General features: G+C 53.1%; 16 protein-coding genes and 1 tRNA gene. All 17 read left to right on the top strand.

From position 1 onward, the window contains the following. The first annotated feature begins 11 nt into the window (after positions 1 to 11). The 17 genes from AC07U6_RS10385 (at position 12) to AC07U6_RS10305 (ending at position 16,931) form a co-directional block, all read left to right on the top strand. Positions 12 to 728 carry a succinate dehydrogenase iron-sulfur subunit gene (locus AC07U6_RS10385; RefSeq protein ID WP_123336537.1) on the top strand — a complete coding sequence of 239 codons (717 nt, stop codon included), beginning with the start codon at positions 12 to 14 and terminating at the stop codon, positions 726 to 728. Positions 729 to 957: 229 nt separating this feature from the next. Beyond that, entirely contained in the window at positions 958 to 3,765 is a 2,808-nt protein-coding gene (gene sucA / locus AC07U6_RS10380; protein WP_494762026.1) for a 2-oxoglutarate dehydrogenase E1 component, read from the top strand. A 14-nt stretch (positions 3,766 to 3,779) separates the two neighbouring features. After that, entirely contained in the window at positions 3,780 to 4,985 is a 1,206-nt protein-coding gene (odhB, locus tag AC07U6_RS10375) for a 2-oxoglutarate dehydrogenase complex dihydrolipoyllysine-residue succinyltransferase (protein ID WP_494762027.1), read from the top strand. A 91-nt stretch (positions 4,986 to 5,076) separates the two neighbouring features. After that, positions 5,077 to 6,243: an ADP-forming succinate--CoA ligase subunit beta gene (gene sucC, locus AC07U6_RS10370; protein WP_105591086.1), complete on the top strand. Its 1,167-nt coding sequence runs from the start codon at positions 5,077 to 5,079 to the stop codon at positions 6,241 to 6,243. Continuing rightward, positions 6,243 to 7,118, top strand: coding sequence for a succinate--CoA ligase subunit alpha (sucD, locus tag AC07U6_RS10365; RefSeq protein WP_105591087.1), 876 nt, complete (start codon positions 6,243 to 6,245; stop codon positions 7,116 to 7,118). Before sucC ends, sucD begins: the two co-directional genes overlap by 1 nt. Positions 7,119 to 7,723: 605 nt before the next feature. Then, a complete protein-coding gene (gene cydA / locus AC07U6_RS10360; RefSeq protein WP_494762028.1) occupies positions 7,724 to 9,292 on the top strand; it encodes a cytochrome ubiquinol oxidase subunit I in 1,569 nt (522 codons plus the stop codon). A 15-nt stretch (positions 9,293 to 9,307) separates the two neighbouring features. Further along, positions 9,308 to 10,447: a cytochrome d ubiquinol oxidase subunit II gene (gene cydB, locus AC07U6_RS10355; protein WP_494762029.1), complete on the top strand. Its 1,140-nt coding sequence runs from the start codon at positions 9,308 to 9,310 to the stop codon at positions 10,445 to 10,447. A gap of 14 nt (positions 10,448 to 10,461) precedes the next feature. Then, on the top strand, positions 10,462 to 10,569 hold the full coding sequence (gene cydX, locus AC07U6_RS10350; protein ID WP_105591090.1) for a cytochrome bd-I oxidase subunit CydX: 108 nt from the start codon (positions 10,462 to 10,464) through the stop codon (positions 10,567 to 10,569). Next, complete coding sequence (gene ybgE / locus AC07U6_RS10345) at positions 10,569 to 10,862, top strand: cyd operon protein YbgE (RefSeq protein WP_494762030.1); 294 nt, start codon at positions 10,569 to 10,571, stop codon at positions 10,860 to 10,862. The genes cydX and ybgE overlap by 1 nt, the downstream gene beginning before the upstream one ends. A 250-nt stretch (positions 10,863 to 11,112) precedes the next feature. Then, positions 11,113 to 11,517: a tol-pal system-associated acyl-CoA thioesterase gene (gene ybgC / locus AC07U6_RS10340; protein WP_494762031.1), complete on the top strand. Its 405-nt coding sequence runs from the start codon at positions 11,113 to 11,115 to the stop codon at positions 11,515 to 11,517. Between the two features lie 5 nt (positions 11,518 to 11,522). After that, positions 11,523 to 12,200 (top strand): Tol-Pal system protein TolQ, encoded by a 678-nt coding sequence (gene tolQ / locus AC07U6_RS10335; protein WP_205065627.1) that lies wholly within the window; start codon positions 11,523 to 11,525, stop codon positions 12,198 to 12,200. Between the two features lie 12 nt (positions 12,201 to 12,212). Continuing rightward, the gene (gene tolR, locus AC07U6_RS10330; RefSeq protein ID WP_314418127.1) at positions 12,213 to 12,641 is read left to right on the top strand and encodes a colicin uptake protein TolR; all 429 of its coding nucleotides are present in this window, start codon (positions 12,213 to 12,215) and stop codon (positions 12,639 to 12,641) included. 29 nt (positions 12,642 to 12,670) lie between these two features. Beyond that, entirely contained in the window at positions 12,671 to 13,918 is a 1,248-nt protein-coding gene (tolA, locus tag AC07U6_RS10325; RefSeq protein ID WP_494762032.1) for a cell envelope integrity protein TolA, read from the top strand. Between the two features lie 109 nt (positions 13,919 to 14,027). Beyond that, a complete protein-coding gene (gene tolB / locus AC07U6_RS10320; protein ID WP_494762033.1) occupies positions 14,028 to 15,320 on the top strand; it encodes a Tol-Pal system beta propeller repeat protein TolB in 1,293 nt (430 codons plus the stop codon). A gap of 42 nt (positions 15,321 to 15,362) precedes the next feature. Then, positions 15,363 to 15,878 (top strand): peptidoglycan-associated lipoprotein Pal, encoded by a 516-nt coding sequence (gene pal / locus AC07U6_RS10315; protein WP_105591097.1) that lies wholly within the window; start codon positions 15,363 to 15,365, stop codon positions 15,876 to 15,878. 9 nt (positions 15,879 to 15,887) lie between these two features. After that, on the top strand, positions 15,888 to 16,691 hold the full coding sequence (cpoB, locus tag AC07U6_RS10310; protein ID WP_494762034.1) for a cell division protein CpoB: 804 nt from the start codon (positions 15,888 to 15,890) through the stop codon (positions 16,689 to 16,691). A 164-nt stretch (positions 16,692 to 16,855) separates the two neighbouring features. Beyond that, positions 16,856 to 16,931, top strand: a tRNA-Lys gene (locus AC07U6_RS10305). Position 16,932 lies beyond the last annotated feature (1 nt).

Genomic DNA, 16,932 nt, shown 5'->3' with positions numbered 1-16,932 from the left:
CGGAGAAACACATGAGACTCGAATTTTCCATCTATCGTTATAACCCGGATGTCGATGATGCTCCGCGGATGCAGGATTACACGCTGGAGTCTGAAGAAGGCCGCGACATGATGCTGCTGGATGCGCTGATGCGTCTGAAAGAGAAAGATCCGACATTAGCCTTCCGCCGTTCGTGCCGTGAAGGGGTATGTGGTTCTGACGGTATCAACATGAACGGTAAAAACGGTCTGGCCTGCATCACACCGGTTTCCGCATTGGGCAACGGCAAGAAGAAAATTGTTATCCGCCCGCTGCCGGGATTACCGGTTATTCGTGATTTGGTGGTAGACATGGGGCAATTCTATGCTCAGTATGAGAAAATTAAGCCTTACCTGTTGAATAATGGGAAAAAACCACCGGCCAGGGAGCATTTGCAGCAGCCTGAGCAGCGTGAAAAACTGGATGGCCTGTATGAGTGTATTCTTTGTGCATGCTGTTCCACCTCGTGCCCGTCATTCTGGTGGAACCCGGACAAGTTTATTGGCCCGGCAGGTTTACTGGCTGCGTACCGTTTCCTGATTGACAGCCGCGATACAGAAACCGATGCGCGTCTGGATAATCTGAATGATGCTTTCAGTGTATTCCGCTGTCACAGCATCATGAACTGTGTCAGTGTCTGCCCGAAAGGGCTAAACCCGACCAAAGCCATCGGCCATATCAAGTCGATGCTGCTGCAGCGTGGTGCATAATAGTGTTGTTTCCGGGAACCTCTGGTTCCCGGAGTTTTAACAGGACATCTTTGTAAGATGTTTCCAATAGAGTGCAGTTGTTGGAAACGTCTTGCAAAGGTTCCCTTACGGGCCGGTCGCTCGTATCGAAGAACCGTATTTCGGTAAGCCGTTTACGCGGCGCGGAACTTGCAAAGGTTCCATTAAACAACCACGGCGAAAAAAAGCAAAAAATGCTTAAGGGATCACAATGCAGAACAGCGCGATGAAACCCTGGCTGGACTCCTCCTGGCTGGCCGGCGCGAACCAGTCCTACATAGAGCAACTCTATGAGGACTTTTTAACCGATCCTGACTCTGTCGATGATGCATGGAAGTCTCTTTTCCAGCAGCTTCCCGGTACTGGGGTTAAACCTGAGCAATTTCATTCCTCCACTCGCGAGTACTTCCGCCGTCTGGCGAAAGACGCATCGCGTTACACCGCCTCCGTTAGCGATCCTGAAACCAACGCCAAACAGGTCAAGGTTCTCCAGCTGATTAACACTTTCCGCTTCCGCGGACATCAGCATGCCAACCTCGATCCGTTAGGGCTATGGAAGCTGGAGACGGTTCCGGATCTTGATCCTGCGTATCATGGATTAAGTGAGGCCGATTTCCAGGAAAGCTTCAACGTCGGTTCTTTTGCCATCGGCAAAGACACCATGAAGCTTGCCGACCTGTATGCAGCACTGAAGCAAACCTACTGCGGTTCAATCGGTGCTGAGTATATGCATATCACCAATACCGATGAGAAGCGCTGGATTCAGCAGCGTCTTGAGTCGGTGATGGGGCGCGCTTCGTTCTCACCAGAAGAGAAGAAAGGCTTCCTCAAGCAGCTGACCGCAGCAGAAGGTCTGGAGCGCTATCTGGGGGCGAAATTCCCCGGTGCTAAACGCTTCTCACTGGAAGGCGGTGACGCACTGGTGCCAATGCTCAATGAGATGATCCGTCATGCCGGTAAGAGCGGCACGCGTGAAGTGGTGCTGGGTATGGCGCACCGCGGACGTCTTAACGTGCTGATCAACGTGCTGGGCAAAAGGCCGCAGGAACTGTTCGACGAGTTCTCCGGCAAGCACAAAGAACATCTGGGCACCGGTGATGTTAAGTATCATATGGGCTTCTCCTCTGATGTTGAAACAGAGGGTGGCAGCGTGCACCTGGCGCTGGCCTTTAACCCATCGCATCTCGAAATCGTCAGCCCGGTAGTTATGGGCTCGGTTCGCGCGCGGCTCGATCGTCTCGATGAGCCAAGCAGCAATAAAGTATTGCCGATTACTATTCACGGTGATGCAGCCGTCACCGGGCAGGGCGTGGTGCAGGAAACCCTGAACATGTCGCAGGCTCGTGGTTACGAAGTGGGCGGTACCGTACGTATCGTGATCAACAATCAGATTGGTTTCACCACCTCAAACCCGAAAGATGCCCGTTCGACTCAGTACTGTACCGATATTGGTAAAATGGTGCTGGCGCCGATTTTCCACGTAAACGCGGACGATCCGGAAGCCGTTGCCTTTGTCACTCGTCTGGCGTTGGATTTCCGTAACACCTTCAAACGCGACGTCTTTATCGATCTGGTTTGCTATCGCCGTCACGGCCATAACGAAGCTGATGAGCCAAGCGCGACTCAGCCGGTGATGTACCAGAAAATCAAGAAACACCCCACGCCGCGTAAACTCTATGCTGACAAGCTGGAAGCCGAGAAGGTCGCCAGCCTGGAAGATGCCACGGAAATGGTCAATCTGTACCGTGATGCTCTTGATGCCGGTGAATGCGTGGTGCCTGAATGGCGTCCGATGAGCCTGCACTCCTTCACGTGGTCTCCTTATCTCAACCACGAGTGGGACGAGAAATATCCGGAAACTACCGAACTGAAGCGCCTGCAGGAACTGGCCAAGCGCATCAGTACGGTGCCGGAAGCGGTGGAAATGCAGTCGCGCGTGGCGAAAATTTATAACGATCGCGCTGAAATGGCAGCGGGTAATAAATTGTTCGACTGGGGCGCAGCGGAAAACCTCGCCTATGCAACACTGGTTGATGAAGGTATCCCGTGCCGTCTGTCCGGTGAGGATATGGGCCGCGGTACCTTCTTCCACCGCCATGCGGTGATTCACAACCAGGCCAACGGTTCTACCTATACCCCGCTGCAGCACGTGCACAATGGGCAAGGTACCTTCAAAGTCTGGGACTCCGTGCTGTCTGAAGAAGCGGTACTGGCCTTTGAATACGGGTACGCCACGGCTGAGCCACGTACGCTGACCATCTGGGAAGCACAGTTCGGCGACTTCGCTAATGGTGCTCAGGTGGTAATCGATCAGTTCATCAGCTCCGGCGAGCAGAAGTGGGGCCGTATGTGTGGCCTGGTGATGCTGCTGCCGCACGGCTATGAAGGTCAGGGACCGGAGCACTCCTCCGCGCGTCTGGAGCGTTATCTGCAACTTTGCGCCGAGCAGAATATGCAGGTTTGCGTGCCGTCTACACCGGCTCAGGTTTATCACATGCTGCGTCGCCAGGCACTGCGCGGTATGCGCCGTCCGCTGGTGGTGATGTCACCGAAGTCATTGCTGCGTCATCCGCTGGCGGTATCCTCTCTGGAAGAACTGGCTAACGGCGGCTTCCAGCCGGCTATTGGTGAAGTCGATGAACTCGATCCGCAGGGCGTGAAGCGCGTTGTGCTGTGTTCCGGTAAGGTTTATTACGACCTGCTGGAAAAACGCCGCAAAAACGAGCAAACCAACGTGGCTATAGTACGTATCGAGCAGCTGTATCCGTTCCCGCACAAAGCGGTACAGGATATTCTGCAGCAGTACGCCCACGTCCATGATTTTGTCTGGTGTCAGGAAGAGCCTCTGAATCAGGGGGCATGGTACTGCAGTCAGCATCATTTCCGCGAAGTCGTGCCGTTTGGGGCTTCATTACGTTATGCCGGTCGTCCCGCATCTGCATCGCCGGCAGTTGGCTATATGTCCGTTCACCAGAAGCAGCAGCAAGATCTGGTTGATGACGCGCTGAACGTTGAATAAATTAAGGAAAAATAATGAGTAGTGTAGAGATTCTTGTTCCCGATCTGCCAGAATCCGTTGCTGATGCGACTGTTGCAACCTGGCATAAAAAACCTGGTGACAGCGTTCAGCGCGATGAAGTGCTGGTCGAGATCGAAACTGACAAAGTGATCCTGGAAGTTCCTGCTTCAGCAGACGGCGTACTGGAAGCGATCGTTGAAGATGAAGGCGCAACCGTAACGTCTCGTCAGGTGCTGGGTCGCCTGAAAGAGGGCAATAGCGCGGGCAAAGAAACGTCAGCGAAAGCCGACAGCAAAGAGTCAACTCCGGCACAGCGTCAGAGCGCTTCTCTGGAAGAAGAGAGTAACGATGCTCTGAGCCCGGCGATTCGTCGCCTGATCGCTGAGCACAATCTGGATGCCGCAGCAATCAAGGGTAGCGGAGTCGGTGGTCGTCTGACTCGTGAAGATGTTGAGAAGCATCTGGCTAAGGCTTCGGCTCCGAAAGCCGCTGAAGCTGCTCCGGCCAGTTCGCTGGGCAACCGCAGTGAAAAACGCGTGCCGATGACTCGTCTTCGCAAGCGTGTTGCTGAACGTTTGCTGCAGGCGAAAAACAGTACCGCTATGCTGACCACCTTCAACGAAGTGAACATGCAGCCCATCATGTCACTGCGTAAGCAGTACGGTGAAGCCTTCGAAAAACGCCACGGTGTGCGTCTGGGCTTTATGTCCTTCTACATCAAAGCCGTAGTAGAAGCGCTGAAACGTTACCCGGAAGTGAACGCCTCAATCGACGGTGAAGACGTGGTTTACCACAACTACTTCGACGTCAGCATTGCGGTATCCACGCCGCGCGGTCTGGTGACTCCGGTGCTGAAAGATGTTGATGCCCTGAGCATGGCAGACATCGAGAAGAAAATTAAAGAGCTGGCCATTAAAGGCCGTGACGGCAAGCTGACCGTAGATGAACTGACCGGTGGTAACTTCACTATTACCAACGGCGGCGTCTTTGGTTCACTGATGTCCACGCCAATCATCAACCCACCACAGAGCGCGATTCTTGGCATGCATGCCATTAAAGATCGCCCTATGGCGGTCAATGGCCAGGTTGTGATTCAGCCAATGATGTATCTGGCGCTCTCTTACGATCACCGTCTGATCGACGGCCGCGAATCCGTCGGCTATCTGGTGGCGATCAAAGAGCTGCTGGAAGATCCGGCCCGTCTGTTACTGGACGTTTAAAACCCCTGGCGTGCGGCCTCGTGCCGCACCCATCCTATGTGTAGCCGTTGTTGACGGCTAAGTCTTTTCAGACCTGAATGGATAGAACATCATGAACTTACACGAATATCAGGCAAAACAGTTGTTTGCACGGTATGGCTTACCGGCACCAACCGGTTATGCCTGCACCACGCCACGTGAAGCAGAAGAAGCCGCCTCTAAAATTGGCGCCGGTCCGTGGGTAGTGAAATGTCAGGTTCATGCCGGTGGCCGCGGTAAAGCGGGCGGTGTGAAAGTAGTGAACAGCAAGGAAGACATTCGTGCTTTCGCTGAAAACTGGTTGGGTAAGAACCTGGTCACTTACCAGACGGATGCTAACGGCCAGCCGGTAAACCAGATTCTGGTTGAAGCGGCGACCGACATCGACCAGGAACTTTACCTGGGTGCAGTGGTTGACCGTGCAACGCGTCGCGTTGTGTTTATGGCCTCTACCGAAGGCGGCGTGGAAATTGAAAAAGTAGCGGAAGAAACCCCGCATCTGATCCACAAAATGGCGCTCGATCCGCTGACCGGCCCGCAGCCGTTCCAGGGCCGCGAACTGGCCTTTAAACTTGGCCTGACCGGTAAGCAGATTGGTCAGTTCACCAAAATCTTCATGGGCCTGGCAACGCTGTTCCTGGAGCGCGATCTGGCGCTGGTTGAGATTAACCCGCTGGTGATTACCAAGCAGGGCGATCTGGTGTGCCTGGACGGTAAACTGACTGCTGATGGCAACGCGATGTTCCGTCAGCCTGAGCTGCGCGAAATGCGTGACCCAAGCCAGGAAGATTCCCGTGAAGCACACGCAGCACAGTGGGAACTGAACTACGTTGCGCTGGAAGGCAACATCGGCTGTATGGTTAACGGCGCAGGTCTGGCGATGGGTACCATGGACATCGTTAAACTGAGCGGTGGCCAGCCAGCTAACTTCCTTGACGTTGGCGGCGGCGCAACTAAAGAGCGCGTGACCGAAGCGTTCAAAATCATTCTGTCTGATGACGCGGTGAAAGCGGTATTCGTGAACATCTTCGGCGGCATTGTTCGCTGTGACCTGATTGCTGACGGTATCATCGGTGCCGTGGCAGAAGTCGGTGTTAACGTACCGGTGGTTGTGCGTCTGGAAGGTAACAATGCTGAACTGGGTGCCAAAAAACTGGCAGACAGCGGCCTGAATATTATTGCAGCAACCAGCCTGAGTGACGCGGCGCAGCGCGTTGTTGCCGCAGCGGAGGGTAAATAATGTCAATTCTGATCGATAAAAACACCAAAGTGATCTGCCAGGGCTTCACCGGTGGTCAGGGTACCTTCCACTCCGAGCAGGCGCTGGCCTATGGTACGCAGCTGGTTGGCGGCGTAACGCCAGGTAAAGGCGGTACCGAGCATCTGGGTCTGCCGGTATTTAACACCGTGCGTGAAGCTGTAGAAGCAACCGGTGCAACCGCATCTGTTATCTACGTTCCGGCTCCGTTCTGCAAAGACGGCATCCTGGAAGCCATCGATGCCGGTATCAAACTGATCATCACCATCACCGAAGGTATCCCGACGCTGGATATGCTGACCGTTAAGGTGAAACTGGACGAAGCCGGTGTGCGCATGATCGGCCCTAACTGTCCGGGTGTTATCACTCCGGGCGAATGTAAGATCGGCATCATGCCGGGTCACATTCACCAGCCAGGCCGCATCGGTATCGTTTCCCGTTCCGGTACGCTGACGTATGAAGCGGTTAAGCAGACCACTGATATTGGCTACGGCCAGTCTACCTGTGTCGGTATCGGCGGTGACCCAATTCCAGGTTCAAACTTCATCGATATTCTGAAACTGTTCCAGGACGATCCGCAGACCGAAGCGATTGTGATGATCGGCGAAATCGGTGGCAGCGCTGAAGAAGAAGCCGCGGCGTTCATCAAAGAACACGTTACTAAACCGGTTGTCGGCTATATTGCTGGTGTTACCGCGCCGAAGGGCAAGCGTATGGGCCATGCCGGTGCGATCATTGCTGGTGGTAAAGGTACGGCTGACGAGAAATTTGCAGCTCTGGAAGCGGCCGGTGTTAAAACCGTACGTAGCCTGGCTGACATCGGCGATGCGGTTAAAGCCGTTCTGCCACAGAAATAACGTTAAAAATACTCGACATATTGGCCACCTTTGGGTGGCCTTTTTTTTGATCCTCTGCCAGGCTTTAAGCAGTTCATCAAAAGTGGCTTATTTATTATTTAATATAATATTTCTCGTCATGTCTTAAAATACCCATTATATTACCTTAATCTTTAACTATTAAGTAAATATAAGGTACAAATAATTAACAACCATGCCTTCGCTACCATTTACCAATAGTCTTAATGTTATTTTAGATCAAAAAAACGCGAGTTATTTACCAAGTTTTTAACTGGAAGAATTTGTCAATTTTGGTATAAATTGCGCTATATCAAACGGATGTCCTGGTCTGCCAGATGCTGAAATTTGATCTGGTTATAAAAAACAATAATGCAGTGATAAACCCCTTTAAACATAAGTCTATTGGGGCGTATTATAGCTGGTGCAAGTCTTACCGAGCTTTTTAACCTGTCTTTAACTTTTAGATCACCCTGGCGGGAGGCGCGCTGTTACGCGTCTAAAACCAATACCAGGAATAATTATTTTTTTCGGGTCAGCGAAATATACCTGAGTAATTTACTCAATTATTTTTTTGCCACGATCCATTAGCGGAGCAAGGAGTCAAAATGTTGGATATTGTCGAACTGTCGCGGTTACAGTTTGCCTTGACTGCCATGTATCACTTCCTGTTTGTACCATTAACGCTGGGTATGGCGTTTCTGCTGGCAATAATGGAAACGGTATATGTGCTTTCAGGCAAGCAAATCTATAAGGATATGACCAAGTTCTGGGGCAAGTTATTTGGAATTAACTTTGCTCTTGGCGTCGCAACAGGACTCACCATGGAGTTCCAGTTCGGTACCAACTGGTCCTATTACTCTCACTACGTAGGCGATATCTTCGGTGCGCCGCTGGCCATCGAAGGCCTGATGGCGTTCTTCCTCGAATCTACCTTTGTTGGCCTGTTCTTCTTCGGTTGGGATCGTCTGGGCAAAGTACAGCATATGGCTGTTACCTGGCTGGTTGCGCTGGGATCGAACTTTTCTGCACTGTGGATTTTGGTCGCCAACGGCTGGATGCAGAATCCGATTGCTTCCGAATTTAACTTCGAAACCATGCGTATGGAAATGGTCAGCTTTTCTGAGCTGGTACTGAACCCGGTCGCTCAGGTTAAATTCGTTCACACCGTCGCGGCGGGTTACACCTGCGGCGCGATGTTTATCCTCGGTATCAGTTCTTACTACTTGCTTCGCGGTCGCGATCTGGCATTTGCTAAACGCTCATTCGCTATTGCTGCCAGCTTCGGTATGGCCGCTATTCTGTCGGTTATCGTGCTGGGTGATGAATCCGGTTATGAAATTGGTGACGTACAGAAAACCAAACTGGCGGCGATTGAGGCCGAGTGGGAAACCCAGCCGGCTCCTGCTGCGTTTACCCTGTTTGGTATTCCCGATCAGGATACGCAAGAAAATAAATATGCGGTGCAGATCCCCTGGGCGCTGGGCCTGATTGCTACCCGTTCGGTGGATAAACCGGTAACCGGTCTGAAAGAACTGCTTGGCCAGCATGAAGTGCGTATCCGTAACGGGATGAAAGCCTATGAGCTGCTGCAGGAACTGCGCAGCGGTAACCAGGACCCGGCAGTGCGTACAGCCTTCAACGCCGCTAAACAGGATCTTGGTTATGGCCTGCTGCTGAAACGCTATACGCCGAACGTGACTGATGCCAGCGAAGAACAAATCGAGATGGCAACTAAGGATTCGATTCCACGTGTAGCACCGCTCTACTTCTCCTTCCGTATCATGATTGGCTGTGGCGTGTTGATGCTGCTGATTATTGGTCTGTCGTTCTGGTCAGTGATTCGCAACCGCATTGGTAACTGTAAAACGTTGCTCAAATGTGCTCTGTACGGTATTCCACTGCCGTGGATTGCTATCGAATCCGGCTGGTTTGTTGCCGAGTACGGTCGTCAACCGTGGGCCATTGGCGAGGTGCTGCCAACGGCCGTGGCAAACTCATCGCTGACAGCCGGTGACCTGTTGTTCTCGATGGGTCTGATTTGCGGGCTGTATACCCTGTTCCTGGTCGCGGAAATGTATCTGATGTTTAAATTCGCCCGCCTTGGACCGAGTAGCCTGAAAACCGGACGCTATCACTACGAGCTGTCCAGTACTCATTCGCAGCCGGCGCGCTAAGACAGGAGTTCTCACATGTTTTCTTACGAGATATTGCGTTTTGTATGGTGGGTGCTGATCGGCGTACTGCTGATTGGGTTTGCCGTCACCGAAGGCTTTGATATGGGCGTGGGCATGCTGTCGCGTATTCTGGGTAAAACCGATACCGAGCGCCGCGTGATGATCAACAGTATTGCACCACACTGGGACGGCAACCAGGTCTGGCTGATTACCGCTGGTGGTGCATTGTTTGCTGCCTGGCCAACGGTCTATGCCGCAGCGTTCTCCGGTTTTTACGTGGCGATGATCCTGGTACTGGCGTCCTTATTCTTCCGTCCGGTCGGTTTTGATTACCGTTCGAAGATTGAAGACATGCGCTGGCGCGGAATGTGGGACTGGGGCATTTTCATCGGTAGCTTTGTTCCGCCGCTGGTGATTGGGGTAGCATTCGGCAATCTGCTGCAGGGTGTACCGTTCCATATTGATAGCGATCTGCGCCTGTTCTACACCGGCAACTTCTTCCAGCTGCTGAATCCGTTTGGCCTGGTGGCAGGTATTGTCAGCCTGACGATGTTCCTGACCCAGGGGGCAACCTATCTGCAAATGCGTACCGTGGGTGAACTGCATCTGCGTTCCCGCGTTACCGCGCAGATTTCTGCACTGGTGATGATGGTGTGCTTCCTGCTGGCAGGTGTGTGGGTTGTTTACGGCATCGATGGCTATGTAGTGACCTCCGCTATCGACCATAACGGCGTTTCCAATCCGTTACTGAAAGAAGTCAGCCATGAAGCGGGTGCCTGGATGCGGAACTTCAACAGCGCTCCGATACTGTGGGTTATTCCTGCGCTGGGCGTGGTGCTGCCACTGTTGACGATTCTCTGCTCGCGTCTGGAAAAAGGTGCCTGGGCATTCGTCTTCTCTTCTCTGACGATGGCCTGCGTTATTCTGACGGCTGGCGTGGCAATGTTCCCGTTCATTATGCCTTCAGTGACCGTGCCAAACGTTAGCCTGACCATGTGGGATGCAACGTCAACTCTTCTGACGCTGAGGGTGATGACCGTAGTGGCCATTATCTTTGTGCCAACCGTCCTGTGTTACACCATCTGGTGTTACTACAAAATGTTCGGTCGTGTGACTAAAGAGCAGATTGAAAGTAACAGCCATTCTCTCTACTAAGAAGGAGCGACACTATGTGGTATTTTGCCTGGATACTTGGCACTCTGCTGGCCTGCGCTTTCGGTGTGATCACTGCGCTGGCTCTTGAGCAGGCGGAAGCAACAGCGAAAGATAAACATTAATGGGGCAGGGCATCGCTCATCTTTATCGGCTGATGGATAAGGGCCCGCTTCGGGTCCTTTCGCTGATAGCAGCACTGCTGCTGGCGGGCTGTATGTTTTGGGACCCGTCGCGCTTTGCTGCTAATAGTAGCCAGCTTGCCATCTGGCAGGGACTGGTGCTGATGTGGGCAGTGTGCAGTGGGGTTATTCACGGTGTAGGCTTCCGCCCACGCCGCCTCCGCTGGCAGGGATTCTTCTCCCCGCTCCCCGCTCTGGTGGTACTTATCATCGGGCTGGCATTTTTCTTTTTTTAAACGCCTCTGGGGTCAGCGGTGACTGGCCCTTTCACTCTCTTCATTCTTCTGTACGATTCAGTGCTAAGAAATCTTTTTTTAGCTTCATTTGTGTCAATCTTTGTCTGATAAATGTGCTGAAATCAGCTAAGTTGTTACCGGCTGATAATTATTTTCGTTCCCCTCTGGCAACCCATTCCAAAGGCGTAATCTCTTGCGTATAGTAGCAACGTTTTCATGTACCAACGTTTAAGCATTACCGGGATGTAGAGTGAGTACAACGCTGTTTCAATGGCCGGTTCGCGTCTATTACGAAGATACTGATGCCGGTGGTGTGGTTTACCATGCCAGCTATGTCGCTTTTTATGAACGAGCACGGACTGAAATGCTGCGTCAGCGCCATTTCAATCAGCAGGCGCTTCTGGAACAACAGATCGCTTTTGTCGTGCGTCGTATCACGGTCGATTACCTTGCAGCTGCCCGCCTCGACGATATGCTCGACGTGCAGAGCGAGGTCATTGCCATGAGCAGAACGACCATGACATTTGCCCAGCGTATCCTTAATGCAGATGGCCGTGTGCTCAATGAAGCAGAAGTCCTTATCGCCTGCATCAACCCACATCTAATGAAGCCTATAGCGCTTCCCAAGTCTATTGTCGCGGAGTTCAAGCAGTGACTGACATGAACATTCTTGATTTGTTCCTGAAGGCGAGCCTTCTGGTCAAACTTATCATGTTGATTTTGATCGGGTTTTCAATCGCTTCCTGGGCGGTCATTATTCAGCGTACCCGTATCCTCAATGCTGCGACACGCGATGCGGATGCGTTTGAAGACAAATTCTGGTCGGGTATCGAACTGTCTCGCCTTTATCAGGAAAGTCAGGCACGCCGCGATGAGTTGGGCGGTTCTGAGCAGATTTTCTACGCGGGCTTTAAGGAATTTGCCCGTTTGCATCGCGCCAATAACCATGCGCCGGAAGCGGTCGTGGAAGGGGCGACGCGTGCCATGCGCATCTCGATGAATCGTGAGCTTGAAGCGCTGGAAAACCACATTCCCTTCCTTGGCACCGTGGGTTCAATCAGTCCGTATATCGGCCTGTTTGGTACGGTATGGGGGATCATGCATGCCTTTATCGCGCTGGGTGCGGTGAAACAGGCGACTCTGCAAATGGTTGCTCCGGGTATCGCTGAAGCACTGATTGCCACGGCGATCGGTTTGTTCGCGGCTATCCCTGCCGTTATGGCCTATAACCGCCTGAACCAGCGAGTGAATAAGCTGGAACAGAACTACGACAACTTTATGGAAGAGTTCACGGCTATCCTGCATCGTCAGGCTTTCTCCAGCGACGTAAGCAAGTAAGTCGGAGGTTTTATGGCCAGAAAGCGTGGTCGCGGTCGCCGCGACCTGAAGTCCGAAATCAATATTGTTCCATTGCTGGACGTGCTGTTGGTGCTGTTGCTGATTTTCATGGCTACCGCACCGATTATCACCCAGAGCGTGGAAGTGGATCTGCCGGACGCAACCGATTCAAAAACAGTCTCCAGCGACGATAATCCTCCAGTGATTGTCGAAGTCGCGGGCGTCGGACAGTACAGCCTGGTGGTCGATCACGACCGGATGGAACAGCTGCCGCCGGAACAGGTGGTTGCCGAGGCGCGAAGCCGTATTACGGCGAACCCGAAAACCGTGTTCCTGATTGGTGGTGCTAAAGAAGTGCCTTATGACGAAATTATTAAGGCGCTGAACTTGCTGCATCAGGCAGGTGTTAAGTCTGTCGGACTGATGACGCAGCCGATTTAATTCATCCGAACCGTTTTTGGGAACCGAGAGTGTCGAAGGCAACCGAGCAAGACGATAAGTTAAAACGAGCCATAACCATTTCCGTGGTGCTGCATATCATTTTGATTGCGGTACTCGTATGGAGCTCGTTTGACGAAAATATCGACGCCAGCGGCGGCGGTGGCGGAAGCGATATCGACGCGGTGATGGTCGATCCTGGCGCTGTCGTCGAACAGTACAATCGCCAGCAAAATCAGCAGAGCGACAGCAAGCGCGCCGAGCAGCAGCGTCAGAAGCAGGCGAAACAGCAGGCCGAAGAGCTGCAGCAGAAGCAGGCTGCCGAACAGCAGCGGTTGAAGCAGCTGGAAAAAGAACGCCTCCAGGCGCAGGAAGACGCTAAGCAGCAGGCCGCCGAGCAAAAACAGGCGGAAGCCGCAGCCAAACAGGCGCAGCAGGAACAGAAACAGGCCGAAGCGGCAGCAGCAAAAGCGAAGGCTGAAGCGAAAGCCGAAGCGGACGCGCAGGCTAAGGCGAAAGCAGATGCCCAGGCGAAAGCCAAGGCCGACGCACAGGCTAAGGCCGCAGCGGATGCCAAGAAAAAAGCCGAAGAAGAGATCAAAAAGGCTGCTGCTGACGCGAAGAAAAAAGCGGAAGAGCAGGCTAAGCAGGCCGCTGCTGAAGCGGCTAAAGTGAAAGCTGCCGCGGATGCGAAAGCTGCAGCAGCGGAAGCCAGGGCGCAGGCCGCAGCAGATGCGAAAGAAAAAGCCGCAGCGGAAGCCAAAGAGAAAGCCGCCGCTGAAGCGAAGGAAAAAGCCGATGCGGCCGCGAAAGCCAAAGCTGACGCCGCGGCAAAAGCCAAAGCCGATGCCGCAGCCAAGAAGAAAGCGGCAGCCGAGGCAGCGAAAGATGCCGATGACGTAGGTGACCTGCTTGGGGATCTCTCCTCCGGTAAGAATGCGCCGAAATCAGGTAAGGCTGCCGGCGGTGGCGGTGCTGCAGGGCAGGGCACGCAGAAGAAATCCGGTGCCTCTGGTGCAGCGATAGATAGCTATCTGGGTCAGGTGAAAGCGGCGATTCAGAGCAAGTTTTATGATGCGGATACTTTCGCCGGTAAAAAATGTGAAATACGAATTAAACTTGCTGAAGACGGCACGCTGTTTGGTCCGGCAGCACTGGATGGCGATCCTGCCCTTTGTCAGGCTGCGATAAATGCGGCTAACTCGGCAAGAATTCCGAAACCACCTAGCCCGGAAGTCTGGCAGGCAGTGAAAAACGCCACTTTGGAATTTAAACCGTAAGAATGCGGTAACCAGCGGCATGTTGAACTATGTTAAGCATGCCGTACTCTTAGGTTTGTTGATACAAGGCTAATTATCGTGGGCGTCATGTCCGGATAAGGGAGAAATAATGAAGCAGGCATTTCGTGTAGCGCTGAGTTTTCTACTGCTGTTTGTCGCCGTGGCGCATGCAGAAGTACGTATTGAAATTACTCAGGGTGTGAACACCGCGCGTCCTATCGGCGTGGTACCGTTTAAGTGGGATGGCCCAGGCGCTGCCCCGGAAGACATTGGTGGCATCGTTGCTGCCGACTTGCGTAACAGCGGCAAATTCAACCCGCTTGACCGTTCACGCTTACCGCAGCAGCCAACCTCTGCCGCTGAAGTGCAGCCTGCTGCATGGACTGCGCTGGGCATTGATGCGGTAGTTGTGGGTCAGGTGCAGCCGGGTGCAGACGGCAGCTATCTGGTGTCCTACCAGCTGGTAGATACTTCTGGCAACCCGGGTGCCGTACTGGCGCAGAACCAGTTCAAAGTCACCAGGCAGTGGCTGCGCTATGCGGCGCATACCGCCAGTGACGAGAGCTTCGAGAAGCTGACCGGTATTAAAGGTGCGTTCCGTACCCGCATCGCTTATGTGGTGACCACTAACGGCGGCCAGTTCCCTTATGAGCTGCGCGTATCTGACTACGATGGCTACAACCAGTTTGTTGTTCACCGTTCACCGCAGCCGCTGATGTCACCAGCCTGGTCTCCGGACGGTAGCAAAGTGGCCTATGTGACCTTTGAGAGCGGTAAATCAGCGCTGGTGATCCAGACGCTGGCTAACGGTGCTATCCGTCAGGTTGCTTCGTTCCCACGTCACAACGGCGCGCCGGCATTCTCCCCGGACGGTAGCAAGCTGGCCTTCGCTCTGTCCAAAACCGGCAGCCTGAACCTGTACGTGATGGATATTGGCTCCGGCCAGATCCGCCAGGTAACCGACGGTCGCTATAACAGCACCGAACCGACCTGGTTCCCGGACAGTCAGAGCCTGGCGTATACCTCTGACCAGGCCGGACGTCCGCAAATCTATAAAGTCAGTGCAAGCGGCGGTACACCGCAGCGTATTACCTGGGAAGGTTCACAGAACCAGGATGCGGACGTGAGCGCTGATGGCAAATCAATGGTGATGATCAGCACCAACGGCGGCGCTCAACACGTCGCTCGACAAGATCTGGTAACGGGAGCCGTTCAACAATTAACGGACACGTTCCTGGATGAGACGCCAAGTCTCGCACCTAACGGCACAATGGTAATCTACAGCTCAACTCAGGGTATGGGTTCCGTATTGCAGTTGGTTTCGACGGATGGGCGTTTCAAAGCGCGTCTTCCGGCAACTGATGGACAGGTCAAGTTTCCTGCCTGGTCGCCGTATCTGTAATGCATATAAATATGTATGACAAACAATAATTAGGAATCAAAAATGCAACTGAACAAAGTGCTGAAAGGCTTAATGCTGGCACTGCCAGTAATCGCAGTAGCGGCTTGTAGCTCACACAAGAACAACAACAACGACCAGACCAATGCAGGTCTGGACGGTTCTAACAGCGGCTACAACAACGGCGGCAACATGTCTTCTGACGAGCAGGCGCGTCTGCAGATGCAGCAGCTGCAGCAGAACAACATCGTTTACTTCGGTCTGGACAAGTATGACATCCAGTCTGAATTCGCTCAGATGCTGGATGCGCACGCTAACTTCCTGCGTAGCAACCCGTCTTACAAAGTGACTGTTGAAGGCCACGCGGATGAGCGCGGTACTCCTGAGTACAACATCGCACTGGGCGAGCGTCGTGCTAACGCGGTTAAGATGTACCTGCAGGGTAAAGGCGTTTCTGCTGACCAGATCTCTATCGTTTCTTACGGTAAAGAGAAGCCAGCTGTACTGGGCCACGACGAAGCAGCTTATGCTAAAAACCGTCGTGCCGTACTGGTTTACTAAGAGACTGACATGATTAGTAGCTTCAGAGCTCAACTATTGAGTCTGTCGTTACTGATTGGCATAGCGGCCCCCTGGGCCGCTATTGCCCAGGCAACAATCAGTAGCGTTGGCTCAGGCTCGGTCGAAGACCGCGTCACCACTCTTGAGCGTATTTCTAATGCTCAAGCACAACTCCTCCAGCAGCTTCAGCAGCAGCTTTCCGACACGCAAAACGATATCGATTCTTTGCGCGGCCAGATCCAGGAAAACAGCTATCAGCTGAACCAGGTTGTTGAGCGACAGAAAAGTATCCTTCAGCAGATCGACACTCTGAGCAGCGGCGGTGCCGGTGCGCAGGCCAGCGGTGCGGGAGATGCAGCAGCCGGAGCGGCGGCTGCAACCGGCAGTGCGGCAGGCAATGCAACGGCGGCGGCCCCATCGGCCGCACCAACGCAAAGCGGCGATGCGAATACCGACTACAACGTAGCGGTTGCGCTGGTACTGGAAAAGAAACAGTACGATCAGGCTATCGCAGCCTTTCAGGCCTTTGTGAAAAAGTATCCGGATTCAACTTATCAACCTAACGCCAACTACTGGCTTGGGCAGTTGAATTACAACAAAGGCAAAAAAGACGATGCGGCCTACTATTTCGCCACCGTTGTCAAAAATTACCCTAAGTCGCCAAAAAGCGCAGATGCGCTGTTTAAGGTTGGGGTGATCATGCAGGAAAAGGGCGATAAGGCAAAAGCCAAAGCCGTATACCAGCAGGTCATAAAACTTTATCCAAACAGTGAAGCGGCAAAGCAGGCGCAAAAACGTTCCGCAGCTCTTTAACTGGCGCGACTTGACCAGAATACGCCTGAATTCTGGTCTTAACGCGTGAAAGCTAAGCAGTTGAACGTAATGTGTTGAAATAGTGGTTGCGCTGGAAATTCAAATCAGTAATATATGCCGCCGTTGCCGGGGGATATGTAAATAGCATCCAGCAGCACAAAAGTGGGTCGTTAGCTCAGTTGGTAGAGCAGTTGACTTTTAATCAATTGGTCGCAGGTTCGAATCCTGCACGACCCACCAT

The organism is Erwinia sp. GW821-FHT03D09 (assembly GCF_059420805.1).
The sequence above is the reverse complement of the archived record's forward strand: the minus strand, read 5'-3'. Positions and strand labels throughout refer to the sequence as shown.